Raw genomic sequence first — 24,000 nt, 5'->3', positions numbered from 1 at the left:
ATGAAAAAATATCTTTTAATAAAAATATTTATAGTGTTTACTATAAATATTTTGTTTTTATTAAAATATCATAATGATGGGGACTATTTTTTGATAAGCTGCCTTATCATAAATTTTATTTTGTTTTTTTCTTTTTCTTTTTGTTATTTGTATAAAAATAGCTTTTTTTTCATATTTTTGAAAAAGTATATTGGTGTATCTTCATTGTTTTTAATAGTAGGTGCTATATTTGTTAGTATATATTATAAAGAGAAGAGCAACGACATAGGAATGCTTATCATATTGTTTACATTAAGTGATGTTGCATTTTTATTGTATTTCATTTTTCATGAGTATCTATATAAGAAACTAAAACTTATAAAAATAAAGAGGATAGCTAAAGAGATAAAATCTGATATGACTTTTAATAAATTGTCTAGTGATTTTTATTATCGAAAGTCCGATAGTAGTAATGAGCTAAAAACACCATTAAACAATCCTTCATCCGGCTTACCAATGATAAACAGTGGCATTGACATTGGCGGAAATGCTTACGGTTCACATCACAAGAAATAAGAGGATTATTCAATGAACAAGTATGTTAGTTTTGGTGTTTTATTTATTGCTTTTATATTATCAGGGTGCTCTGCTTTTACGGCAAATAAGGATAGCCGATATAATAATACTTTATCTTATGGTTCCAGCATAAAAATGGCAGAGTATCAATGTTATAAGTCATTAGGAATAATAAAAAATGGGGATTATAGTGAGACAAAAAGTGGAATTTTGGAATTCTATCCTAAGACCAGTTGTGCATTAGATGGATATCACTCTAGGATGTGTGAGCAGATGGGAGGAGAGATTGAAAAAAATGTAGAATATTACTGGTGTGTAGTTAACTCAACCCCCATATGGGGAGCTAATGATTTAATTATAATGGAAAAACATAAAGCATCCTTACAAGAATGGACCCTATATCTTAAAAAAAGAAACTATAAGACTAAAAATGAAATAACCAAAATATATGAATTGGATAATGAAAAAAAGGATAGTGAAAATACCTATTTTAATGAAAGGCTAAAGGGTGATTCTCATTTGATATCCAAAGTGAAAATTGGTGATAAAGTTTGTAAGATTGACAGTGAAGAAAGTCGACATTATATATCTAATCCTAATAAATGGATTTTCTATTACGGGTTTGTTGAAAAAATTGAGGGGAATAAAGTTTTAATCAGATATTTAGGTCACGGCAATAGTAAATTAACTATTAATGATATGGACAATAAAATAATCTGGGAATTGGCTCAAGGTTGGGCTATTTGCGAGTAAGGATAATTCTAACGCACTTCGTTTGTTAACGGTCTACTCCCCTAAATAATAAATTTTTCAGGGGAATAGACCCTCTCATTTCAAGAGGTTTCCAATGGCGGATGAAATTGATATTTCTCAAGCTGAGAGTGAGTTTTTGCTGTCTTTAAGATTGAGTCAACGTGCACAGTATCAAGGTAAAAGTGCAAAAGTTTGTGTCGAGTGCGGTGAGAGTATTCCGCTTGCACGCAGAATAGCCTTAACCGGTGTGCAACATTGTGTTAGTTGTATAGAGCGCCAAGAGTGTTCTCGCCTAAGATAATTACGTTTTTAAATTAACCCTACCTACGTTTAATATCGAATTCTAATTTGAGGTTATCATGAATAAATCAACACTGAATAAAGTGGGGATAGCATTGTTATTATTTTTATTTTCCCATACTTCTTTCTCATCAACATTAAAAGATGATGATACATATATCCCCAAATACACTGATTTTATTTTAGAGTGCAGTGATTATATTGTCGGTGAAAAACACCCCAATAATGCAACCGAAAAAAATCTACCGATTTATTTAAGCTACCACCAAGTCTCGGAGTCGACTGGTCGTCAAATAACGGAAGAACTGATGAAATTAAAACGGTTTTTACCGAAATTGAATTTACCCGCTTTTCTGAATGGTAGAGATCGTGAATATGCGATTACATTTTGTGCGGTTGTGACGCATGATAAAATCAAAGCGTTAGAAAAATCACTCAGCATTAAAAAATAACCCCTTTCGTTTTTTATCTTATATGTAGGGAGCACGTCTCTCTATATTCTCTTTATTTGACAGAGTGATCTTATTATGAGTTCAACCAAGCATATTACGCAGGGTGGACAAGTCTTTAGCTATATGCTCGGCATGTTCATGCAGGTAAATAAACGGATTTCGTTTTGGCTCGTTAATTTTTATTTAATTCTATTACCCTTAATTTTTTATTTAAAAGTCCCTCTACAAGAAATTAAAAATGGCGGTCTGTATTGGTGGCTGTATTTCACGTCGGCGGGCGAGAAAGCCTTATATCGAGTTCCGCCGCTTTATGATGTGCATTTTGATGGCCAACTCTTTCGATTTACGTCGGCCAATATTTTAAAAGATCCCTACATGATGTACGCAGGCGACATCTTTCTGCAAGAACTCTGGCTCTCTTTTGTATGGGCCTCCGTATTTGTCGGCATTCTCGCCTTTGTTATTTACCGTTTTTTGCATCGTTTAGGTCAGCGTCAAGCCAAAGACGATGTGATTGGAGGACGGACATTAACTGAAGATATTAAGCTCGTCCGCAATATGCTCCATGCTCGCCGTGAAGCCTCCCCGATTACCTTTGATGGGCTCCCGTTGAAACTCAACAGTGAAGTGCAAAACATGTTGATGCACGGTACACCAGGGTCAGGAAAATCCAATGCGATGAATAAGCTGCTTATTCAATTAAGGCAGCGGGGCGATATGGTGATTGTGTTCGATAAGGGCTGTTCTTTGGTCAAAAAGCACTATAACGAAAACATCGATAAATTACTCAATCCATTAGATGAACGTTGTGAAAATTGGGATTTGTGGCGAGAGTGTCTCACAACACCCGATTTTGACAGCATGGCGAATACGCTTATTCCCCAAAGTACGTCAGAAGACCCGTTTTGGACAGGCTCGGCGCGCACTATCTTTACAGCGGTATCCGCTAAACTCGGATCTGATGATAAGCGCAGTTATAACAAGTTATTGCGGACGTTATTGGCCATTGATCTCAAAACGTTACGCGCGTATGTGGCGGGGACGGAAGCCAGTAACTTGATGGAAGAGAAAGTAGAAAAAACCGCGATTTCAATCCGTGGTGTTCTGACTAACTACGTCAAAGCATTACGCTACCTGCAGGGGATTGAGCGCAACGGTAAAGCGCCATTTGCGATCCGTGAATGGATGAAAACCGTCAATGAGAAAAAGGCGCGTCACGGCTGGTTGTGGATCACCAGTAATGCCCGTCAACATGAATCCTTAAAACCTTTAATTTCCATGTGGTTAGCACAGGCCGCCAACTGTTTACTGGAAATGGGGGAAAATCCGGAGCGTCGTGTTTGGTTTATCTACGATGAATTAGCCTCACTGCATAAACTCCCTGAATTACCGCAAGTATTGTCTGAAGCCCGTAAGTTTGGAGGATGTTTCACGCTTGGCTTTCAGAATAAACCGCAGCTGGACTATACCTACGGCCGAGACTATGCCGATGCGATGATGGATTTACTCAATACCCGTTTTTTCTTTCGTTCACCGGATGAAAATGTGGCGAAGTGGGTACGTGACCAGCTCGGGCAAGAACGGATCAAACGGTTCAGTGAGCAATACAGTTACGGTAAAGAGACGGTACGTGATGGGGTTTCGTTTAATAAACAGCAAGAAGACAGCGACTTAGTTAACTACTCCGATGTGCAATCGCTACCGGATTTGACGTGTTATATCACATTACCCGGCCAATATCCTGTTGTTAAACATGCAATGCGCTATGAAAAAATCAAACCCGTTGCGGCCGAATTCACGGCTCGTGCGATTAATGACAGCTTAGACCAAGAGATTGAAGCTGAAATTAACGAGCGATTAAAAATGGGCGCTATCCCTGACGGTGTCAACCAGGTCATTGATAGCTTGATAAGTGGTCAGCCGATTGAATTGCCTGTTGAGACCACACCCAATAATACCGCTACAGGCGTTGAACAACCTCAGTCTATCGTTCAACCAACACCGAATTCAACGACGCCCAAAAACAGTCAGATAGCAACGGGAACCGCATCATCCGAAAACCTAACGGAAAGCCAAGGGGGGCGAGAAGTGGTTGTTGATAATTTGCGCGTCAACACCGATACGGGGGAAGTGTTGGGGGCGACCACGGAGCACGAAGAAAACCCACAAGACCTGTATGACAGCTATACACGCATGCGGCAAGAAGAAAAGGAAATTTTAGGCCATCCCAATGTTTCACATTCAAAACAGACTAACCGTAATGATACTCATGATGAACCGGAGATGTGGTGATGCTGACTGTTGCACCGATTGCCAATAATGCGGCAAATTATTATACCCATGAAGACAATTATTATTTTCTCGGCAACCTTGAAGCCCGCTGGATGGGTGAAGGAGCTAAATCGCTTGGGTTGGAAGGCGAGGTCACGAAAGACCAATTAGGTGAAATCTTGGAAGGGCGTTTACCCAATGGGCAAAGTCTTGAACGCATGGAAAACGGTAAAAATGCGCACCGTGAAGGGCATGACTTAACGTTTTCAGCACCCAAAAGTGTCTCGGTATTAGGACTTGTTCTTGGCGATAAGCGTATGATTGACGCACATAATCATGCCGTCGAGGTCGCCCTGAAAGAAGTGGAGAGCCTCGCGTCAACGCGAGTGATGGTTGACGGAAAAACTTCGCTGGAAATGACCAAAAACTTGGTTATCGCGGCATTTAACCATGATACATCCCGCGAGCACGACCCTTTAGTCCATACGCATGCCCTTGTGATGAACATGACCGAACACAATGGCGAGTGGCGCACGTTATCCAGTGATACACAGCAAAAAAGCGGCTTCAGTGAGGCGGTTTATGCATTGCAAGTGTCATTAGGGCAAATTTACCGCCATGCTTTACGAGAGCGAGTCGAAAGCTTTGGTATGCAAACTCATGAAACGGGAAAAAATGGGTTATGGGAAATCGTGGGTGTGCCTGTTGTGCCTTTTTCGCAGCGACATTACCAAATCATGGATGCGGTGGGGCATGAAGCTTCACTCAAATCCCGGGATGTGGCCGCCCTCGATACGCGTCAAGCCAAAACAACCCCTGAAAAAAGTGAGTTGCTAACTGACTGGTTTGACCGCTTGGATAAAAATGGCTTTGGCCCTGAAGAACGTAAAGCGTTTTACGCTGAAGCCGAGCAGCGCCTTGCCAAAGGCCAGATGGGTGATGCCTCTCGGGATATACAGCCCGATATTACCCGCGCTGTTACCGATGCGATTGCGTTACTCAGTGATAAGCAACTCAGCATGACCTACAGCCAAGTGTTGGCTAAAACGCTTGGGGGATTGGAAGCCCGTGCGGGCATGATAGCGCATGTACGTGAAGCGATTGATGTGGCGATTGAACAGCGTCAACTTATCCCCCTGGATGAGAAAAAAGGGTTGTTTACCTCGTCCATTCATTTAATGGACGAGCTGAAGCTGCAACAAATCGCCACCGACATGAAGCAACATAACCGTACCGTCAGTTTTCAGGCGCGGACAGAAACCCTCTCGCCAGTCATGGAAAAAGTGGCGGACACCTTACCCAATATTGCGATTGTGGCCAGTCAAGGGCTTGGTAAAGCGCAGCGAGACGGGGTATTAGACGGTGTCACGATGGCCCAATCACAAGGGCGTGACGTGGCGGTAATGACCCTTGATGCGACCAGCGGTAAAGCGTTTGCCAATGATAATCGCTTTGCCACTGTGCCAAAAATGACGCTGGGTGATGGTCAACCACTCAAGCCCAACAGTACCTTAGTGGTGGCTAATGCGGAAAAACTGTCATTGAAATCGGCCTTATCTCTACTGGAAAATGCTCAATCTGCCAATGTGCAAGTACTCATGATGGACAGTGGCGGGCGCAAAGGTACGGGGAACGTGTTAGCCACCTTGCAAGATGCGGGGGTTCCGCGCTTTCAGGGCGAATCTTCCGCTGTCTTGACGGTGAAAACAGCACATATTCCCGATAAAAATCATCGTTATGCGGCACTGGCGGCGGATTATGCACAGCTGCACAGCGACATGAAACCCGTGGTTGCGCAGGTCAGTGGCGTTCGGGAGCAAAAAATCGTGACCGATACCATTCGCCAAACGCTCACCGAGCGCGGGATGCTCAGTGAAAAAACGGTGACGGTGACACAACTCAAACCCGTGTGGCTCGACAGCCATTCACGCAAGCAAATCGACAGTTATCGTGAAGGCATGGTGATGGAGCGTTGGAATGCGGATAAAAAAGAGGTTGAACGTTACACCATTGACCGTGTGACGCCTGAAACTCGGTCGGTCACGTTGCTTGACAGTCAAGGGCAAAAACAGGTGATGAAACCGCATCAATTTGATGGCCAGTGGAGTGCGTATCAGCACCAAACGATGGACATCAAGCAAGGCGAGCAGTTAACGATATTGGCGAAGCAAAATAAGCTCTCTGCACGTGACAGGGTCACGGTATCGGGCTTTATGCCTAATGCGATAATGGTTAATTTCAACGGGAAAACGCATCGCATTGATGTACGGGACGGCGTCAAAGCCGATTATGGTTATGTTACCGCGCCAGGGCAACAGGCTAACGATACGGGCACGGTGTTATTGGCCGCCTCTGCGCGTGATACACAGCCCACCTTACTCAATACAGCGGCACGCAGTGGGGAACATATTACGGTGTATACGCCACTCGATAAGGTGGAAACCGAGCGTCGCTTATCGCGTTCGCCAGTCTATCAGCAAGCGCGGCAGTTAGCGGGGGTTGAAGGGGTAGACAGCAAAGCCATTGAACAAGCGGCCGATAAAGCCACGGAAGCGTTATTGTCTAAGCCCGAAAAAGCCCTGCAACAAGGCATGGAATTAGCGCAAGAGAGTCAGGTTTTTTTCTCGCGTATCGATGCGATTGCCAAAGCGTTGCCGTTACACGCCTCGCTCGACAGTCAATCGCTGGGGAAAGCCTTTGACCGCTTAGTCGCCCAAAAAGCCATCATCCCTGTAACCAGTGGTAAAGGTGCCGCCCAGCAACATTACGTGACGGCCAGTACGTGGGAGATGGAAAAGCAAATCCTGACCACCATTTTAGCCGGCAAAGGAACACAAACCCCGCTGATGGAGTCTGTCCCTGATGCCGTACTGGAAGGGCTAACGGAGGGGCAAAAGGCAGCGACCACATTGATTTTAACCACGCGTGACCAATTTGTCGGCATACAAGGCTATGCCGGGGTGGGGAAAACAACTCAGCTGAAGGCTGTTCTCAAGGCCTTGGAAACACTCCCTGAGACGCAGCGACCGGAAGTGATAGGTCTTGCCCCCACACACCGAGCGGTGGGGGAAATGGCCGCTGTGGGGGTGAAATCACAAACCTTGCATGCCTTTTTGATGGATGCGAATCAACGCCAACAGCAAGGGGAAGTGCTGGATTTTAAAAACACCCTGTTTTTAGTCGACGAAGGTTCGATGGTCGGTAATAAAATTATGACTGAGGTATTAGACGTGATTGGCCGAGGTGCCGGGCGAGCGCCAATTTCAGGGGATAGGGCGCAGTTATTGTCGGTGGACAGTGGTACACCGTTTTCCCTCGCGCAAGATCGTTCAACGCTGACGACTGCGGTTGTGAACGAAATTGTGCGGCAAAGACCCGAGCTTCGTCCTGCGATTGAAGCCATCATAGCCGGTAATATTCAAACTGCGATGGATACGATGAATCGCGTGACGCCGGATGTGGTTCCCCGTCGCGCGGGGGCGGAACACCCCGAACAGTCGGTGATAAATTCAGGCGACAAGGTCATCACACATATTCTCGATGACTATCGCGGGCGAACGGCTGAAGCCCAAAAAGAGACACTGATTGTGGTGCAAACCAACCGTGATAAAGATGAACTTAATCGCGGTATTCATCAAATTTTAGTCGAACAAGGGCAATTACAAGGGGGAAAAGACGTCCCGATATTGGTGCGTGAGAGTACGCGAACTGAATCCTTGCTATCAACAGCGGGAATGGCGGCACATGCGGGTAAAATTGCCCTCATTCAAGAACAGTACTATCGGATTGAAGTGACCCGAGAGGGCGTCAGTGATGGCGTTGTGACCCTGGTTGATGAACAAGGCAAAGGGCATTTACTTTCGGCCTTTGAAAGTAGCTTGCGAGATATTGGTATTTACCGCCAAGAAACCCGTCATATCGCCGCAGGGGAAAAAATCAACTTTACGCGCACAGACAAAGAGCGCGGACGCGTGATGAACAGTGACTGGACGGTTAGCGAAGTGAATGAGCACGGGCACATTACCATTACCAAGGGCGATGAATCGCGCGTGCTTGACCCGAATGGCGAATTGACAGACCAACATCTGGATTACGGCTATGCGGGCACGGCACACAAAGCCCAAGGAGCAAGTAGCCTATATGTGATTGTCCTTGGGGGTGTCGAGTCAGGACGACGTATGCTGGCCACCTTACGGGATGCATATGTCGCTTTATCCCGAACTAAAGCCCATGTCCAAACTTACAGTGATGACTTGGATAAATGGACAAAAGCCATTGAGAACCCCGGGAACCGAAAAACCGCCCACGATGTGTTGTTAGCTGAACAAGACTATGCCGCCAAAGTGGGTAATCAATTGTTTGACCATGCGAAACCCCTTAATGATACGGCGATTGGTCGCGCTTTAAGTCGGCAAATGGGGTTGGGCGAGTCCCATGAAGGGAAGTTTGTTTACCCGTCCGCCAAGCACCCCGAACCGCATGTGGCGTGGCCCGCTTTTAATGAACACGGTAAAGCCCAAGGTACGGTATTACAAGCCATTGAACTCGACGGGGATAAATTGCAGGGGCTTCGTGTTGAAGGGCGCTTACTGGGAAGTGAACAGGCGCAATTTATTGTCGTCAAACCGAGTCAAAACGGGCACACCGTGATTGTGAACAGTCTTGAGTCCGCCTTTGAGACGATGGCACAGCAACCCGAACAGGGTGTGGTGGTGCAACTCAATCCTGATGAACGTTTACACACGGCCATGATTGAGAAAATCACGCAAGGGGAAGTGGATAACGCCTATGCGAACCCGAATGCCGCGCAAACCGATAAAGCGGCCAGTGACCCGAAAAACCTGCAAACGCCAGAGGAGCAGGCGATGGATAAAGCCTTAAAAGAGGCTGAAGCTGCCCTGCGTCAACAAGTGAACAACGACACTAAGGCACCCGAACTGAACGAGGACGAACTGCGGCAAGTGATGGCGCAAGAGCGTGACAATTTACTGAAAGGTGAACATGACTTAATGGAGGCCAAAGCCAGTGTCATTGAAAAGGCTGTTCAACTTGAGCGGCAACATCAGCAGCAACAACAGCGGGAAGCCTTGCGCCAGCAAGAGCGTGAAATGGTGATGGAAAAATCCCGTGACCGTGAATTTGGTGATTAAGGATGTGAATTATCGATGGAAAAGCCAGTTACATCAGCCAAAACCCAATGGGCGTTTGTCGATTTAGAAAATGTCCCGCATTTAGATCCGATAGCGTTTGAGCAGTACCAACAGGTTTTTGTTTTTGTCGGCCCCAAGCAAGTTAGCCTCAAATTACCCGTACAAACAACCACGCGCTATATCCTCAACATCATTAAAGTGAGTCAAGTCAGCCAAAATAATGTGGACTTTCACCTTGCCTGGTACTTAGGGCAGGCACATGAGCAAGCGGATAAAACGTGTCACTTTACTGTATTTACCAACGATAAAGGGCTGATGCCATTAGTGAATACGATAAAACAACGCGGGCGATCTTGTACGCTGCAAGGGGTCATCCAAACCAAGCAAAAACTCACACTTTCGCTTGATGAGACCAAAAAAGTACTCAAAACACCTTTTTTTCAACGTAATAACGGTTTTCCGAAGCAACTTACAGGGTTGCGTCGTTGTTTAATCAATATCGTAGGCGCTGCTCGAGCACACACAGTCGAGGCGCATATTGCGAACTTGGTGACACTGAAGGTGATTTCTTATAATGGTGAAGCACTGGCTTGGTATCTTGCTGGGCTTGCTAAACACCGTAAATAACAGCAGTTAACCGCATTGATTGTTGGCGATTTCCGCCAGTTCTATTTAGTTTTCTCTCGCGTCAAACCTCAAGTTTTATCACAAATTTTGTGAATAAATCGCGTCTTTATCGTGAAGACGTTGCTTGAATGCGCATAGAGTGCTAAATTAGCCGACAATTGATGTGAATTTTGTGGTCGCCACGCCGAAAGGTGGCAAAAGAACTGGGAGTAGAGGCTTTTTACTCGAACCCAGAAATGGAAAACCCCCGAAATCTTCTCTATCTTGGCGGATGCGAAAGATTATCGGGGGCTCAACCAGCAAATCCGTTAGGACATTGTTGACTTCCTAGCGGGGAGTATAGAATTATGTGCAAAAAAATTCAACTCCTTCCGTACAACATAAGTGCGGAGAAGCATGAATAATGCGATATCAAATCCTGCAATCCCTTGTTCCGTCGGCAAAATTCATCGGCATTATGCGCCAAAATTTTTAGGGCAATTACCGAAATTAGTGCCTGTGCGTCGCTTTGCGGCGGCGTTAAAGCGTCACGATTGGAACCGCAACCCCCATATTTACCAACTGCGCTACAGCCGAAAGCAGCGGATATCCGTGCGTTCAGAGCGTCGGGAAACCTTTGATGCGTTAGCGATGGCCATGATCGCCTATGCGGATTACAACCCCGAAAGTGATGCGTTGTTCGAAGTAATGTGCTCCGTGGAAAAGTTGGCGGAGTTATGTGGACAGTTGTATCGCTATGACAGTGGTCGTAAAAGTTATGACCCCATCCTCCATGCTTTGCGCGACTGGGAACAAGCCAACCTCATTGTGATTGACCGCGATTTTGACATCGAGGCCAAACAATACAAAGCCATGCGTATTTGGATACGGCCTGAATTTTTCCATGGACTCGGATTTTCCGCGTTAGAACTGCGGGAAGTGGTCGCCAGTTTTAGCCGTTGGATGGAAAAAAAGGGATTAAAAGAGAGCTACCAAAAACGCTACGCCCAACATGTCTTGCGACTTGCGCGCGCGAATGTGGCATCACTGGATACTAAGCACAAACTTCGCAACCTACTCAACAAGCTCAAAACCCTCGTGGTTGGGAAAGATGAAGCGCTCAAACAAGAGAAGAAACATTTAGCCAAGGCCCTGAAAGAAAAGAAAGCGTTAGCCAAAAGCCTTGAAGCGCCAGAGAGTCCTGAACATGCTGCCTGGCGTCGCTTTGAAGCTTGGAAGGTGACGCAGCCTATTGCGGCCGTCATGGCCTTTGAGCGGAAAATGAAAGCCTTGTATCCGAGTGTTCAAGGGCAGGCTATTTACCTGCATTACCTGGAACACTTACCCGACTCCTAATTCATCCACCCTAAATTTACCGCCTTGACTGGCGGTGGTTTCGTTCGCCCTAAATCTGGATAGCGTGTTTTTTGAACAGTAAAATCGTTATCTCAATCTCTCCATTCATCTCGATGATGATTGTGGAAACATTTTAGCTGAATATTTACCCCATTAACTTCGAATGGGCTTATTCTCTGCAATTAACTTCGAATAATATTCGTGTTTTATAGTTAAATTCGTTTTTAGGTTCTGAACTAAACGTCCTTTTTAATAAAAGGAGTTGCGGCTCTGCTTTTTCAAGCCGCACACTCTAAAGAGATAAACCCAATAAAGCCTTCGCTTACAAGCCATAAATGGCTGTCGCTCAGATTACGGTGTCAATATCGTGCCGTTGCCCCCGTAAAGCTGGCCTTCGGCCACCTTAACGCGCAGCTACAGCCGTTCATCGAGGCTACGCCTCTTGCCCGTCTCACTGCGTTTTTCAAAGGGTCAAATAAGCAAAATGACGGTGTTAGTTTCAATCGGCTCAACCAGGACAGGGGGGAGATTGGGGTATTAAACAGCACGTAACCGCTCACGCGGGTCTCGACGGCCCTAACCCCTATTCGTTCTTTGTGACTATTTTTGCCGTCTACAGCCCTACGGGCGGGTGATTTCGGTTATATTTCATGATAATCTGCGATTAATGCATTGATGATAAACACGATTTTGGTGTGAGGTTGGAATGGAACGCAAAACACTGACGTTAAAACGTCCGGCGACAGAAAAAGACTCGGAAAGTACTGAACCGGTTATTCAACGTCGCCGTAAACAGGTGGTGGTTAATACACAGCGTAAACCCCATAAACCCGCCAAAACAGCGCCAACTCAATCGACTAAAAAAGTAACCCCTGCGAAAAAACAGAAAGCGGTTGTCATCCCGTTAGAAAAGAAAGTCATTCCGCCAACGCCACCAAAACAACATCTGCCGTTAGAGGAGGCGATTGCCAATATTTCAGCCTATTGGCCACACCTTTTTCCCGATGGACAACTTCGACCCATGGCAGTGGGGACACGAGAGGCCTTATTTGCGGACAAAAAAGTCCGTGAACTGCCTATTTCATATAAAAAATTGAAACGCAGCCTGGCGGCCATTAGTCACAGTGTCAAATACCGCACGACGATTATGCCTGGTGCAGTACGCTATGATAAAGACGGCCAACCTAACGGGGCTGTCACGGAATCGGATGTGGCCGATACGTTAAAACGCATACAAAGACTCGCTAAACAACAATTACGAACTGCATGACAAAGACAATCAATTCTCCGATTTGCGTTGGAGAAAAAAATTAGGCACTGTTGCAAAATTTGAATGACTCATTAAGTGTCCTGATTTAGTTGCGCAGAACACCTTAAAAGAAAGGATCCTTTACGAATCCTCTATATTTATTTTGAGGAGTCTGATGTTATTTTTTTCTTTTCTTTTGAGTGCTTTTAATAGCCATGTATGATGTTTCATATAAAGTTAAAAGCTTCCCCATCTGCCTATCTATAGCGTCATGTTTTTCGGGGCTTCTTAATTTTTGCAAAAGTTTAGATATATATTTCGCTGGCAATTTTATAATTAATGAATTATGAGATTGATACATTTCTTTTGTCCAATCTAAGTCTTTTCCTGATTTCAAATTTTCACTTTCCTCTCGGTTAATTATAAATCCTAACTTACCATATGGACCAGTTAAATATGATTGCAATTGCCTATACTCAGATGGGCCTAATTCTTCAAAGTTCTTAGCATCAAAAATAACTTGTCTTGTTTTATAATCTTCCAAAACTCTTTTCCAAAAATCTGACTTTCCGCCATTGGTACCTATGATATCTCTTCTCTGAACAGCATTACCGTTTGGATGAGGTTTTATATCTGTAAGATGAGATGCAAATACTATTTTTAAAGCATCTAAGCACCAGTGTTCAAATTCATTAGCTCCTTCTTTTCCTGTTGGAATCTGATCTAAATGAGTTGTTATTTGTCCTATTGTTTTATTTCTAATTGCTGAGTTATCGGAAATAATGTTGATATCATATTCGTCATTTATTTCCTCTGCTTCCTCTGGAGCTAATGCATTACGTTTTAGGTTTAACCCAAGCCAGTAACACGGATGAATTAATAGTTTTTCACTATTTTCAAATCCTTTATCTGGAGTTCTTCCATCATGACAGAATGAATAGGATGAGGTGTTTTTATCACGAATACCAACAAAACCTACGCTATATAAACTTTGCAGAATTCCACTTGCTTTTAGCAACTGTATTTCAGATATTATTTGGGGATCTTCATTTTCTTCTATTGATTCGAAAGATGCTTCTATTTTTTTTAAACATGTATATACCGTTAGTTCTGGTTCGATGCTACGAAATGCGCTAGTTATAACTTGTATCGAAGGAAATATTTTCTGATATTCTTTCCAAAGATCTTCAAGCCGAGCCATAGAAATAGACCTAGCAGCGTATTCAAGATCAGTACTGATGATTGTTTCTCTATTCTCTCTAAATGCTGAGAAAAAAGCTTCATTTAATAATGATAATAAATCTCTGGGACGATAAAGAGTAAATTGCAAACAGCGCTTAAAACCATTTCGCCCTTTAAGGTCATCAGCAGTACACCTATCCCAAACACGTTGATCTTTCTCAATATCAAGATTAAATGCGACTTTCATTCTTTTAGCCGATAGCATTAAAAGTTGTGCCCAATCCCAGTGCAGTCTTATGACCTGCCCCTCTATGTTTCTAGAATAATCTGGATCTTCTTTTGACAACGATCTAAATATATTGTCTCTTAGGAAAATTATTGGCCTAATACATTTTGCTTTTTGATTCAATTCAATTGAGGCGTATGCAAGACCCGCAATAATTCCGATCCCTATATTGTCAGGTTCATATGCCTCATCAAGCTTATCCATTAATATAACGACCTTTCTATCTGATCGTTCAAGAAGAGAAACTATCTTATTTTCTATTTCTGAAATATTTAAATTAAACTGAAGATCACCAATTGACTCTTCAGGATTTTTTTCATCCAAAAATTCTTTTGCTACAAGCCTACACTTTCTTAAAATATCACCTTGAACAGAACGCCATTTATTCAAATGTTGATTCAATAGTGTTTCCGCTGTAATTTGAGATGATAATTTATAATGGGATGAGATGTAAGATGCTATTTCCATTAACATGGCGTATCGCCATAATAACCTTGTTGCTGCTCTTGCTAAATTGAATGAGCCTGTGAATGGTTTTAACATCGATCTAAAACCAATGATTTGAGTGTCGTCTGGTGAAAAGCTTAGGATTAATATTTTCTTATCTTTCCTCCAGTGTTCATTCAATTGAATGAATAAGGCACTTTTACCAGTTCCACGCCTGCCGACAACAACAGTCCTATCATCTGTTTCTATTAGCGTCCTAAAATCAGCAGTTTCAACAAAAGCATGAATTAACATTTTTTTATCATTCTCTGCTGTTGTATCACCAAACGGATTAGACTTCGAAGTAATATTACATTCCATATTCAACCTTTTATGTTAGTTACTCTTATTTATCAGGGGCTTGTTGCCAATAATTAATTATCATGTTTTTTTGCCCAATATCTATAGAGTATTTCATACTAAAACCGTCTTTACATTGAATAATTGATTTATAAAGGCAGCTCGCTCCTGTAACCAATAGAAATTCGGGCTTGATGGTTAGGAAATTGGATGAACGATTTAATGAGTCTATAAGGATATGTTTGGTAGCAGAGTCAGTTAAAAGGTCTCTATCGTATTTAAATTTAACCATGCTAACGCGTAATCGCACTATTTTTAACCAAAAACTAAAATAATAGGCACACTGATCCTAGACTGCGGTTTGTAGCCATCGCTTTTTAGCTATTTTATCCCGCCTTTCTGACAGTAAAGTGACCGCGTGTACACCAGTGATGCATTCCGGCGTTGCATGAACGAACACAATGTCGTTTCTAGCATGAGTCGTAGAGGATATTGTTTGGATAATGCGATGACAGAACGCTTTTTTAGAAGCTTGAAGTCAGCGCGAGTTAATTACAGGAGATATCAAACACGTCATCAGGCAATAGCTGATATTATCGATTACATCGAACCGTTCTATAATCAAAAACGGTGACATACTAAACTGGGTAACTTATCCCCAGAACAGTATGAGCAAAGAAAACTTAAAACAGCCTAACTGGGTGTACAAGATTTTTAGACCCTTACAACTGTGATTATCTCTATGTTGAATACACGACCCATTTATTTGCCTTGCTGAAATTGACCATTCTTGGTACCTTAGTTATCGGAGCTGGTTGCCAAGGCTGTAAGTGACCTAAAAGACAGCAATAGAACTACCTGCCAATTACAGTTGATCTTTATTAACCTGCTGGCAAGCGTAGTGACTTAAACACTTACCACTACCTTTAAAGTCCGGCATTGTTAAAACAGGATCACTACTATGAATATCAATCTCTCAAAACTGTGTGCAGATTTCCTGCGTCAAAATCATGCTTCCCAATCCACTGAAAAACTAAAAGCTTCACATGCAAGAGAGCTGGTTGCAGCATATTTTGGTTACAAGAGCCATGCGGCACTTATGGCCGAGAAGACCTACTCACAGGTTCTGCTCGAAAAGGCATATATCTTCACTCCTAATATACCGTTGATGAATGACAGACGCTCGAAACTCAACGGTTTGCCAAATGACCTTCCCCAGTCAATCGACATCGCCAAACTTCTATCAGACATGCTTGCCGATGAAGGGCTATGTGGTGGAAATGTCTGGATTGACTCGGAGCCAAAGTATTGCAAACCTACTCAGAGCAGACTGGCAGCGGAGCTTGGCATAACAGACGAAGATCTTGAATCGCTGGAATGGGACACTAAGGAAAACAGCAGTGATGACGGTTTGATTTATGACTTTGTGTTGACCTTTGACAAAAGCTGTCCGTCTGAGATTTTGGATATGATCCAAGGATTATCGGATAATTTGACGATCCGTGTTTCTGCAAATGCGTTTGACAACCTTTATCCGGATGAAAACACGTATTATAAAGTACCTAATATTAGTAGCAAAGATCAAGACAGTGAAGGTGTCTGAAGCACAATGGAAAGAAAACGTACGCTAATTAGCGTACGTTTTTTCGAATGGTTGGCAGTTATCGCAGCTACTCAGTCACTGCCCCACTAGGTGAAATGCGTATTGTGAATCGAGTCTTTGGTGTGTAGCCCATTCCGAGTTGAAAAACTCAATCTCATCACTTTATTTGCAACAAGCCCCTATTTTTAGCCACCTTTTTTACGATAGTCAAATTAACTATACTTATTTTGGCTATAACAAATGAAAATTGCTCGCATCTATGAACGAGTCAGCACATCCGAACAAGCCCTTTTATAGAATGCTGATTATTTTTGTTGATAACGTAGTTGAATTCGACAGACTTGTGAACGACTATAGCCAGTAGCCTCAGCGGTTTCTCGAATACTCAGCCCTTTGTATTTTCGGTAATAAATCACTTTCTCATGACGCTCTTTATCCGCCTGCTTTCCTTTGTATTTACCTAAAGTTTGGGCACGTTCGATACCTTGTTTTTGTCGTTCTCGGCGACTGATCCAATCTTTGTGTGACATAGCCGCCATCAAATCAATCAACATGGTATTAATAGCAGAAAGTACAGCTTGTGTGATAGGGTCGCTCTGTGTGGGATCTTGGTTATTTAAGGCTTGCCAAGATGTTGGAATATCGAGGCTGACAATCCGTAACTCATGTTGCTCTATTTGTTTTTTTAATTTTAGCCAATCGGTATTGTTTAATCGAGTGAGCCTATCAATTTGTTCAACTAATAAAATATCACCGTGTTGACTATCACTGAGTAAACGTGAAAGTTCAGGTCGCTCTAATTTTGTGCCACTAATATGCTCGCGATAATAATTTGCAATTCGTCCTCCTCGTGCTTCAACAAAATCATTTAGCATATTTTTTGCTCTATCTGCATATTGATCTTCAGAAGAGGCTCTGAGGTAAGCTCGTATGAACATTTTTTCACCAATCTATCGCATTTAAATTATCTCATTAAAAGTATCGCATATAGGTTATAGCATTGATAGTGAATTGATGGTTTTTAGTATATCTCATTGGAGTATACCCTAAAGCTATAGATTGAATTGACTTGAATTTACAATATAGGTCAACTAAAATTTTTGTGTTAATAATTAACACAGAGGTAATTCTATGGCTCGTACAACAAGTGTAACAATCGGAGCTCAACTAGATGAGTTTGTTAATCAACTCATTTCGTCTGGAAGATACGGTTCAACAAGTGAAGTCGTTCGCTCTGCCCTACGCTTACTTGAGGTTCAAGAAAAGCAAACGGCAGCATTGAAAATGTTAATTGATGCCGGTGAACAAAGTGGTGAGTCGTCGTTAACACTCCAAGATATCGCTAAGAAAGTGAAGAACGCTCATAATGTATAAACTTTCCAATTTAGCGGCTAAAGACTTTGAAGGGATATTCGAGTATACCCTCGTGAATTTTGGTGTTAGGAAAGCGGGTGAATACACCAAAAATTTACACGATGTATTAGAATTGATTAGCTCCAATCCATTGATAGGAATCGAGTGTACAGAAATTGCAGTTGGGGTTAGGCGTCATAACCACTCTAAGCATGTAATTTTTTACCGATATAGAACGGATGATATTTTTGTTATCCGAATTCTTCATCAACAAATGGAGCCACTAAAACATTTTTTATTTTGACGAGTTTGAAAAGTAAGTTGACAAATATTTTAATAGCATTATTTTCATGCTGAAGATTAAAGTACCCTCTTTAGTTTTATCAGAAAGATAACCTAAAAAAGGTACTTATATTAATATTTAGCTATTATTTATTAATACAGCATTACATTTTATCATCTTTAGCCATGCTGTCATTAGCCATGCTGTCATTAGCCATGCTGTCATTAGCCATGCTGTCATTAGCCATGCTGTCATTAGCCATGCTGTCATTAGCCATGCTGTCATTAGCCATGCTGTCTTTAGCCATGCTGTCTTTAGCCATGCTGTCTTTAGCCATGCTGTCTTTAGCCATGCTGTCTTTAGCCATGCTGTCTTTAGCCATGCTGTCTTTAGCCATACTGTCTTTAGCCATACTGTCTGCATAAGAAGCTGCAGCTGTCATACATAACGCACTAGTTAAGATTACCAATATTAATTTTTTCATAACACATTTACTCTCTATCAGTTTATTTATATTAATACTACCATTATAACTATGGGTTATTGATTAAAAAATGATTACAAATTTGTCATAAAGCGAGGAGTAAGAAATATGGGCTTGTTGCAAATAATAAATTTGCGCATTTTTCACTCAGCGCTAAGAAAGTGAAGAACGCTTATAATGTATAAACTTTCCAATTTAGCGGCTAAAGACTTTGAAGGGATATTCGAGTATACCCCCGTGAATTTTGGTGTTAGGAAAGCGGATGAATACACCAAAAATTTACACGATGTATTAGAAGTGATTAGCAGCAATCCATTGATAGGAATCGAGTGTACAGAAATTGCAGTTGGGGTTAGGTGTCATAACCACTCTAAGCATGCAATTTTTTACCGATATAGAACCGATGATATTTTTGTTATCCGAATTCTTCATCAACAAATGGAGCCGTTAAAGCACTTTTATTTTGATGAGATTGACCTGTAAACTCGAAAACTTCAGTTAACTCATTTTTTATAAATCCCTTCTCATTAACTAGCTTAGTTTCTTTAAACGTACCGTGTGGAACTGGTTCTCTTTAAGTCGCTTTTTATAAGGAGTCCGTACGATATTGCTTAGTGCATAGACTGGTCCCTTAGATATCCAGACAGTTGGTATCACTTAAATTAGTGATAATCTTAATACTAGTTTTTAGACTAGTTCTTGGAGATAACATGATTCGAGATATTAGGCCCTTAACGCAGAAAACGACGTTCCCCATAAGAAAAAATGGCCATTGTTCAACAAAGCTTTGAGTCAGGTATGAGTGTTTCCATGGTTGCTAGACAACATGGTATCGCGGCAAGCCAGCTTTTCCATTGGCGTAAACAGTATCAAGAAGGAAGCCTAACCGCGGTAACAGCAGGTGAACAAGTTGTTCCTGCCTCTGAGCTAGCCTCAGCAATAAAGCAAATTAAAGAACTACAACAGTTGCTCGGAAAAAAAACAATCGAAAATGAACCTCTTAAAGAAGCAACCGAGTATGGACGAGAAATAAATTTGATAGTGCCCGTACTGCAGTACGTAGTTCACAAAGTAACGGTATTGCAGAAAGCTTTGTAAAAATCATGTAGCGAGACTACATAAGTTTAATACCAAAACCTAATGGATTAACGGCAGTCAAGAATCTTGCGGCAGTCTTCGAGCATTACAATGAATGGCATCCTAACAGTGCACTGGGTTATCGTTCTCCGTGAGAGTACCTGCGGCGTCGAACTCATAATGAAATAAGTAAAAAAAAGAGTCTGGAAATATAGGGTTAAATACAGTGCAGATAAGGTATACCTAAATTGCACCAATGAATTATTATCGTTTGATATCGATTGTAGAGGATGTAAAAAATAGTTAGCAGTCAGGTTTGTGCCAAATGCAGACATTCGTATCATTCACCAAATCTTATGCCTTGAAAATATTCAACCCTGTCCAGAATGCTGCCGGTGCCTGTTACACGGATACATCCAAATTAATTGAAAACGCAAATATTAACTTTACGGTTAAGTATCCAATATATTGATTAATGTCTTTTTTTAGCAAGTTTAGATAACTAACAAGAAAGATTAATTTCATGCGCTGAACAGAAGTTTTCTATAAAATGTTAGGGGGCTCTAAGATCTGTGATTTACATGCTGAATACATGACCAACTTTACCTATAACATGTTGTAAGTTATGAAAAAGCGATGTAGTGTTTCATACATTAAATTTACGCATACTCAAAGCGTGCACATCTATTTCTAGCATTAGTTGAATGATAAGGAAGGTTTTATATGACGGATCTAAAACATAATCGTGGTTCCGAGTGGCGGAAATGGGATCTTCATATACACACCCCTGCATCGTTTCATTGGGATGGACAACGATTTAATTCTGAACCCGACTGTCCTGAGAATATAGCTCTTGTCGATGAAATGATTCGCACCTTAAATGCTGCTGAACCAGCTGTATTTGCGATTATGGATTATTGGACATTTGATGGTTGGTTTGCACTTAAGCGTAGACTCGCCCAAACAGATGCTCCTAAGTTGGAAAAGACAGTTTTCCCGGGTATTGAGTTACGGTTAATGGCTCCAATGAAAGGACGGCTGAATGCTCATGTTTTGTTTTCTGACAAAATTGATGACCAAGAATTAATAGACTTCAAATCAGACCTTCTAATAGAGTTTCCCGGTCAATCTGCTAGAAAACTTTCAGATAACGCATTGATAGAATATGCTCGCTATGTTTCAGCCGAAAAATTAAAGCATCACTCCTTGGATAAAAATAAAATCATAGAAGATAATACTTATGCTTTGATGGCAGGTTCAATAATGGCTGAACTAAATTGTGATAGCTATAAGCAAGCTATTTCTAAAGTCAAATATAATCGGGCAATTGGTTTTATGCCTTTTGATACCAGTGATGGACTCACTGATATCAAGAGAAATGATCACTACGCATACGTATTAGGTCTATTTAAATCATCCCCTATTTTCGAAACGCGAAATATTAGTCTATGGGAAGCATTTTCTGGAATAAGGACAAATGAAAACTCCCGTTGGATTGATGAATTTCAATCCGCACTTAACAATATCCCGAGACTGGCGGTATCAGGAAGTGATGCTCACTGTTTTGTAGGGGAGCTTGGCAATAATGATAAACGAGGTTATGGAGATTATCCATCTGGAAAAGTCACTTGGATTAAAGCCAATCCAACTTTCGAGGGGCTACTGCAAGCAATTAAAGAGCCTGCCAAGCGTTCGTACATTGGGGAGCAGCCTCCTAAAATTAAACTTCTCAATTCTAATAGAAGTCTGTTTATTGATAAAATAGAAGTAAACAAAGTTGTAGGATCTACTCTTAATGATGAGTGGCTCAATAAAACTGATCTGAGTTTAAATCCTGATTTAGTAGCAATTATTGGAAATAAAGGAAGTGGTAAAAGCGCGTTGGCAGACATCGCCGCCTTGCTAGGAAACTCAAAGCAAAACCACCATTTCTCATTCTTGAAAGAGAATCGTTTTAGAGGAAAAACAGGCGAGCCAGCTAAACATTTCATGGCTAAGTCTACATGGATTGATGGTCAGAAGATGGAAAAAAACCTAAATGATAACCCAGCAATCGAAAGTGTAGAGCTAGTTAAATATATCCCCCAGGGACATTTTGAAGAGCTTTGTAATGCTCATGTATCAGGGAAATCGGACGCGTTTGAAAAAGAGCTTCGTGCTGTAATATTTTCTCACGCTGATGATACTGTTCGTTTGGGGGCACTTGATTTTGATCAGTTAATAGAGAAGCAAGAGCACTCGCTAAGAAGTCGTATTGAGGCATTAAGAAGCGAATTACATCGTATTAATCAGCAAATATATTCTATTGAAAAGCAAATGCAGCCCGAAATAAAGCGCTCAATAGAAGAGCTACTTTTACAGAAAAACAGGATTCTGGAAGAGCACTACAAGACAAGGCCTGAAGAGGTATCCCAGCCAAGAAGTGAATTGTCAGAGGAGCAAAAATCTGCTTCTGATAGTCTTGTTAAGATAGGGAACGATCTAAACTGCATAAAAGCAAAAAAAGAAGAAAATTATAATGAATTAAAAAAGTTAGCAGCCAAGAAAAAAGCTGGTAGAAATATCCGTGAAGGTATAGATGTAGTTAATCAGTCAATACAACAATTCATCACGACATTTAATGACGATGCTGAATTATTAGGATTAGATATAAAGGAAATAATTACTCTGAGAATACATGAGCAAAGGATAGCAAATGTCGATAATATTGTGATCGCTCGAGAAGCCGAAGTCAGAGCTGAAAATCAAGCTATTGAAGAACGTGAGCAGGCACTCTTATCGGCTCGCGAACCTCTGAATTTGAAATTAAACGCTCCACAACAAGCTTATCAAAATTACCTAGAAAAACTAAAAGAATGGGAAGAAAAGAGAATTGGCCTGCTAGGTAATAGAGACTTACCAGACAGCCTGAATGGACTGCAAACCCGAAAAGAGCAGTTAGACAAGTTGCCTGATCAAAGGAAGAGCTTGCAAAATGAAAGGCTGGCTAAATCAGCTCAAATATTTGAGCTGCTAGATGAGCAAAGATCTAGTAGAGAAGAATTATTTCATCCTGTTCAGAAACTTATTCATAGCAATAAGCTGATCAGGGATGATTACAAGTTACAGTTTAAAGCCGAACTAAGTACCACAGCCGAATTAATTACAGAAAAATTATTTTCGATTGTCAAACAAACGTCTAGTGAATTTAGAGGTGAATCTGGAAGTTTAGCGACCATAAAAAATTTAAAAGACAAGCATGACCTGAACAACAAAGAGTCTTTGCTCAATTTTCTATCTGAATTACATGATAAGCTAGAAGAATCCTCGGGTGGCTCCGTAGGTATCGAGCCGATATTACGTAAAGAACGTTCGGCAACTGAAGTTTATGACTTTTTATACGACTTGGAGTATCTGAAACCTAGATACACTCTGATGTTTCAAGATGCTCATATAGAGCAGCTTTCCCCGGGACAAAGAGGCTCTTTACTTTTAATTTTCTATCTTCTGGTAGACAAAGGTAATAATCCTATTATCTTGGATCAACCGGAAGAAAACCTAGATAACGAAACTATCGTTAGTTTGTTGGTGCCTGTACTAAACGATGCGAAGCAAAACCGACAAATTATAATGGTCACTCATAATCCAAATTTAGCTGTAGTCTGTGATGCGGAGCAAATCGTCCACTGTGAAATTGACAGGAAAAATGCACAAAAAATTACTTATACATCTGGAGCTATCGAATGTAGTGTAATAAATAGAAAGGTAGTCGATGTGCTTGAGGGCACAATGCCTGCTTTCAACAACAGAAAAATAAAATACCACTAACTAATTGCACGTAACATAAAATAACGCTTTCGGAAATTTAACTCGCTTCGCTCTCCGAATTCCAGAGAGCGCGGCGTTAATGTCTGCTTTTCGCTGTGAGTTCAATCGGTGGATGCAACACACAGCGAAAAGCCGACTGTCAGAATTGATTTTTTTCTGCGAGATAAGTTTGTTTAATAATATCAAATGACGTCAAACTTTATTCACTATCCCATTCAAGAGTCTTCCATTATGACTTAAATAATAATGTATCGTTTAAGGGTTAAATATAATTCAAATGATATGAAAATCGATAACTAAAATATACTTATCATATAGTTATACTTAAATGATATATTGCATGTAAAACTAGATACTCTGAATTGGAGTGCCCTACATTAATTTTCTAATACTTGTTATTCATATGGTTGAACTGAATTTTTATTATGTAATATACTAACTATCACA

At 41.4% G+C, this 24,000-nt stretch carries 19 protein-coding genes and 1 pseudogene; 18 read left to right on the top strand and 2 right to left on the bottom strand.

Annotated features, from left to right (window positions below; all coding sequences use genetic code 11):
* From ACPEH5_RS21370 to ACPEH5_RS21330, 9 genes are all read left to right on the top strand, one after another.
* Entirely contained in the window at window positions 1–555 is a 555-nt protein-coding gene (locus tag ACPEH5_RS21370) for a hypothetical protein (protein WP_423727169.1), read from the top strand.
* 12 nt (window positions 556–567) lie between these two features.
* The gene (locus ACPEH5_RS21365; protein ID WP_123382835.1) at window positions 568–1,308 is read left to right on the top strand and encodes a hypothetical protein; all 741 of its coding nucleotides are present in this window, start codon (window positions 568–570) and stop codon (window positions 1,306–1,308) included.
* Window positions 1,309–1,402: 94 nt separating this feature from the next.
* Entirely contained in the window at window positions 1,403–1,609 is a 207-nt protein-coding gene (locus ACPEH5_RS21360) for a TraR/DksA C4-type zinc finger protein (protein WP_123382836.1), read from the top strand.
* 58 nt (window positions 1,610–1,667) lie between these two features.
* Entirely contained in the window at window positions 1,668–2,060 is a 393-nt protein-coding gene (locus ACPEH5_RS21355; protein ID WP_123382837.1) for a hypothetical protein, read from the top strand.
* A gap of 75 nt (window positions 2,061–2,135) precedes the next feature.
* A complete protein-coding gene (gene traD / locus ACPEH5_RS21350; protein WP_123382838.1) occupies window positions 2,136–4,352 on the top strand; it encodes a type IV conjugative transfer system coupling protein TraD in 2,217 nt (738 codons plus the stop codon).
* The gene (gene traI / locus ACPEH5_RS21345; protein ID WP_423727168.1) at window positions 4,352–9,481 is read left to right on the top strand and encodes a conjugative transfer relaxase/helicase TraI; all 5,130 of its coding nucleotides are present in this window, start codon (window positions 4,352–4,354) and stop codon (window positions 9,479–9,481) included. Before traD ends, traI begins: the two co-directional genes overlap by 1 nt.
* A gap of 15 nt (window positions 9,482–9,496) precedes the next feature.
* Entirely contained in the window at window positions 9,497–10,108 is a 612-nt protein-coding gene (locus tag ACPEH5_RS21340; RefSeq protein WP_206276441.1) for a PIN domain-containing protein, read from the top strand.
* 396 nt (window positions 10,109–10,504) lie between these two features.
* Window positions 10,505–11,443 carry a RepA family replication protein gene (locus tag ACPEH5_RS21335; protein ID WP_211889690.1) on the top strand — a complete coding sequence of 313 codons (939 nt, stop codon included), beginning with the start codon at window positions 10,505–10,507 and terminating at the stop codon, window positions 11,441–11,443.
* Between the two features lie 706 nt (window positions 11,444–12,149).
* Window positions 12,150–12,713 (top strand): ProQ/FINO family protein, encoded by a 564-nt coding sequence (locus ACPEH5_RS21330; RefSeq protein ID WP_249215236.1) that lies wholly within the window; start codon window positions 12,150–12,152, stop codon window positions 12,711–12,713.
* Between the two features lie 157 nt (window positions 12,714–12,870).
* Here ACPEH5_RS21330 and ACPEH5_RS21325 read toward each other — a convergent pair whose 3' ends face one another.
* On the bottom strand, window positions 12,871–14,967 hold the full coding sequence (locus ACPEH5_RS21325; protein ID WP_211889689.1) for a P-loop ATPase, Sll1717 family: 2,097 nt from the start codon (window positions 14,965–14,967) through the stop codon (window positions 12,871–12,873).
* Between the two features lie 427 nt (window positions 14,968–15,394).
* On the opposite strand from ACPEH5_RS21325, the gene ACPEH5_RS21320 reads away from it, so the two are divergent.
* On the top strand, window positions 15,395–15,580 hold the full coding sequence (locus tag ACPEH5_RS21320) for an IS3 family transposase (RefSeq protein WP_375372872.1): 186 nt from the start codon (window positions 15,395–15,397) through the stop codon (window positions 15,578–15,580).
* 327 nt (window positions 15,581–15,907) lie between these two features.
* A complete protein-coding gene (locus ACPEH5_RS21315; protein ID WP_211889687.1) occupies window positions 15,908–16,549 on the top strand; it encodes a hypothetical protein in 642 nt (213 codons plus the stop codon).
* A gap of 305 nt (window positions 16,550–16,854) precedes the next feature.
* Here ACPEH5_RS21315 and ACPEH5_RS21310 read toward each other — a convergent pair whose 3' ends face one another.
* Window positions 16,855–17,487 carry a recombinase family protein gene (locus ACPEH5_RS21310; RefSeq protein ID WP_211889686.1) on the bottom strand — a complete coding sequence of 211 codons (633 nt, stop codon included), beginning with the start codon at window positions 17,485–17,487 and terminating at the stop codon, window positions 16,855–16,857.
* Window positions 17,488–17,680: 193 nt separating this feature from the next.
* Between ACPEH5_RS21310 and ACPEH5_RS21305 the strand changes: the two genes are divergently transcribed.
* The 7 genes and pseudogenes from ACPEH5_RS21305 (at window position 17,681) to ACPEH5_RS21275 (ending at window position 23,553) form a co-directional block, all read left to right on the top strand.
* Window positions 17,681–17,923, top strand: a complete 243-nt coding sequence (locus tag ACPEH5_RS21305) for a type II toxin-antitoxin system ParD family antitoxin (RefSeq protein WP_071548927.1) — start codon at window positions 17,681–17,683, stop codon at window positions 17,921–17,923.
* The gene (locus ACPEH5_RS21300; protein WP_196725502.1) at window positions 17,916–18,206 is read left to right on the top strand and encodes a type II toxin-antitoxin system RelE/ParE family toxin; all 291 of its coding nucleotides are present in this window, start codon (window positions 17,916–17,918) and stop codon (window positions 18,204–18,206) included. Before ACPEH5_RS21305 ends, ACPEH5_RS21300 begins: the two co-directional genes overlap by 8 nt.
* Before the next feature lie 130 nt (window positions 18,207–18,336).
* Window positions 18,337–18,633, top strand: coding sequence for a pentapeptide repeat-containing protein (locus ACPEH5_RS21295; protein ID WP_423727172.1), 297 nt, complete (start codon window positions 18,337–18,339; stop codon window positions 18,631–18,633).
* A 213-nt stretch (window positions 18,634–18,846) separates the two neighbouring features.
* Window positions 18,847–19,152: a type II toxin-antitoxin system RelE/ParE family toxin gene (locus tag ACPEH5_RS21290; RefSeq protein WP_196733006.1), complete on the top strand. Its 306-nt coding sequence runs from the start codon at window positions 18,847–18,849 to the stop codon at window positions 19,150–19,152.
* A 282-nt stretch (window positions 19,153–19,434) separates the two neighbouring features.
* Window positions 19,435–19,695: pseudogene (locus tag ACPEH5_RS21285) on the top strand (transposase); the annotation flags it as partial.
* Window positions 19,696–19,787: 92 nt separating this feature from the next.
* Complete coding sequence (locus ACPEH5_RS21280) at window positions 19,788–19,901, top strand: integrase core domain-containing protein (protein ID WP_375372873.1); 114 nt, start codon at window positions 19,788–19,790, stop codon at window positions 19,899–19,901.
* A 568-nt stretch (window positions 19,902–20,469) separates the two neighbouring features.
* Window positions 20,470–23,553 (top strand): TrlF family AAA-like ATPase, encoded by a 3,084-nt coding sequence (locus ACPEH5_RS21275; protein ID WP_196725504.1) that lies wholly within the window; start codon window positions 20,470–20,472, stop codon window positions 23,551–23,553.
* Window positions 23,554–24,000: the final 447 nt, after the last annotated feature.

Source organism: Providencia sp. NPDC089933 (assembly GCF_049545585.1).
In the GTDB taxonomy this organism is placed as follows: Bacteria; Pseudomonadota; Gammaproteobacteria; order Enterobacterales; family Enterobacteriaceae; genus Providencia; species Providencia huashanensis.
This window is presented reverse-complemented; position numbering and strand designations above follow the sequence as displayed.

Coding starts and splice junctions, on each gene's coding strand:
- ACPEH5_RS21370 (WP_423727169.1), top strand. CDS start 1: ATGAAAAAATATCTTTTAATAAAAATATTTATAGTGTTTACTATAAAT.
- ACPEH5_RS21360 (WP_123382836.1), top strand. CDS start 1,403: ATGGCGGATGAAATTGATATTTCTCAAGCTGAGAGTGAGTTTTTGCTG.
- ACPEH5_RS21275 (WP_196725504.1), top strand. CDS start 20,470: ATGACGGATCTAAAACATAATCGTGGTTCCGAGTGGCGGAAATGGGAT.
- ACPEH5_RS21315 (WP_211889687.1), top strand. CDS start 15,908: ATGAATATCAATCTCTCAAAACTGTGTGCAGATTTCCTGCGTCAAAAT.
- traD (WP_123382838.1), top strand. CDS start 2,136: ATGAGTTCAACCAAGCATATTACGCAGGGTGGACAAGTCTTTAGCTAT.
- ACPEH5_RS21330 (WP_249215236.1), top strand. CDS start 12,150: ATGGAACGCAAAACACTGACGTTAAAACGTCCGGCGACAGAAAAAGAC.
- ACPEH5_RS21305 (WP_071548927.1), top strand. CDS start 17,681: ATGGCTCGTACAACAAGTGTAACAATCGGAGCTCAACTAGATGAGTTT.
- ACPEH5_RS21355 (WP_123382837.1), top strand. CDS start 1,668: ATGAATAAATCAACACTGAATAAAGTGGGGATAGCATTGTTATTATTT.
- ACPEH5_RS21310 (WP_211889686.1), bottom strand. CDS start 17,487: ATGTTCATACGAGCTTACCTCAGAGCCTCTTCTGAAGATCAATATGCA.
- ACPEH5_RS21300 (WP_196725502.1), top strand. CDS start 17,916: ATGTATAAACTTTCCAATTTAGCGGCTAAAGACTTTGAAGGGATATTC.
- ACPEH5_RS21365 (WP_123382835.1), top strand. CDS start 568: ATGAACAAGTATGTTAGTTTTGGTGTTTTATTTATTGCTTTTATATTA.
- ACPEH5_RS21340 (WP_206276441.1), top strand. CDS start 9,497: ATGGAAAAGCCAGTTACATCAGCCAAAACCCAATGGGCGTTTGTCGAT.
- traI (WP_423727168.1), top strand. CDS start 4,352: ATGCTGACTGTTGCACCGATTGCCAATAATGCGGCAAATTATTATACC.
- ACPEH5_RS21325 (WP_211889689.1), bottom strand. CDS start 14,967: ATGGAATGTAATATTACTTCGAAGTCTAATCCGTTTGGTGATACAACA.
- ACPEH5_RS21290 (WP_196733006.1), top strand. CDS start 18,847: ATGTATAAACTTTCCAATTTAGCGGCTAAAGACTTTGAAGGGATATTC.
- ACPEH5_RS21335 (WP_211889690.1), top strand. CDS start 10,505: ATGAATAATGCGATATCAAATCCTGCAATCCCTTGTTCCGTCGGCAAA.
- ACPEH5_RS21320 (WP_375372872.1), top strand. CDS start 15,395: ATGAACGAACACAATGTCGTTTCTAGCATGAGTCGTAGAGGATATTGT.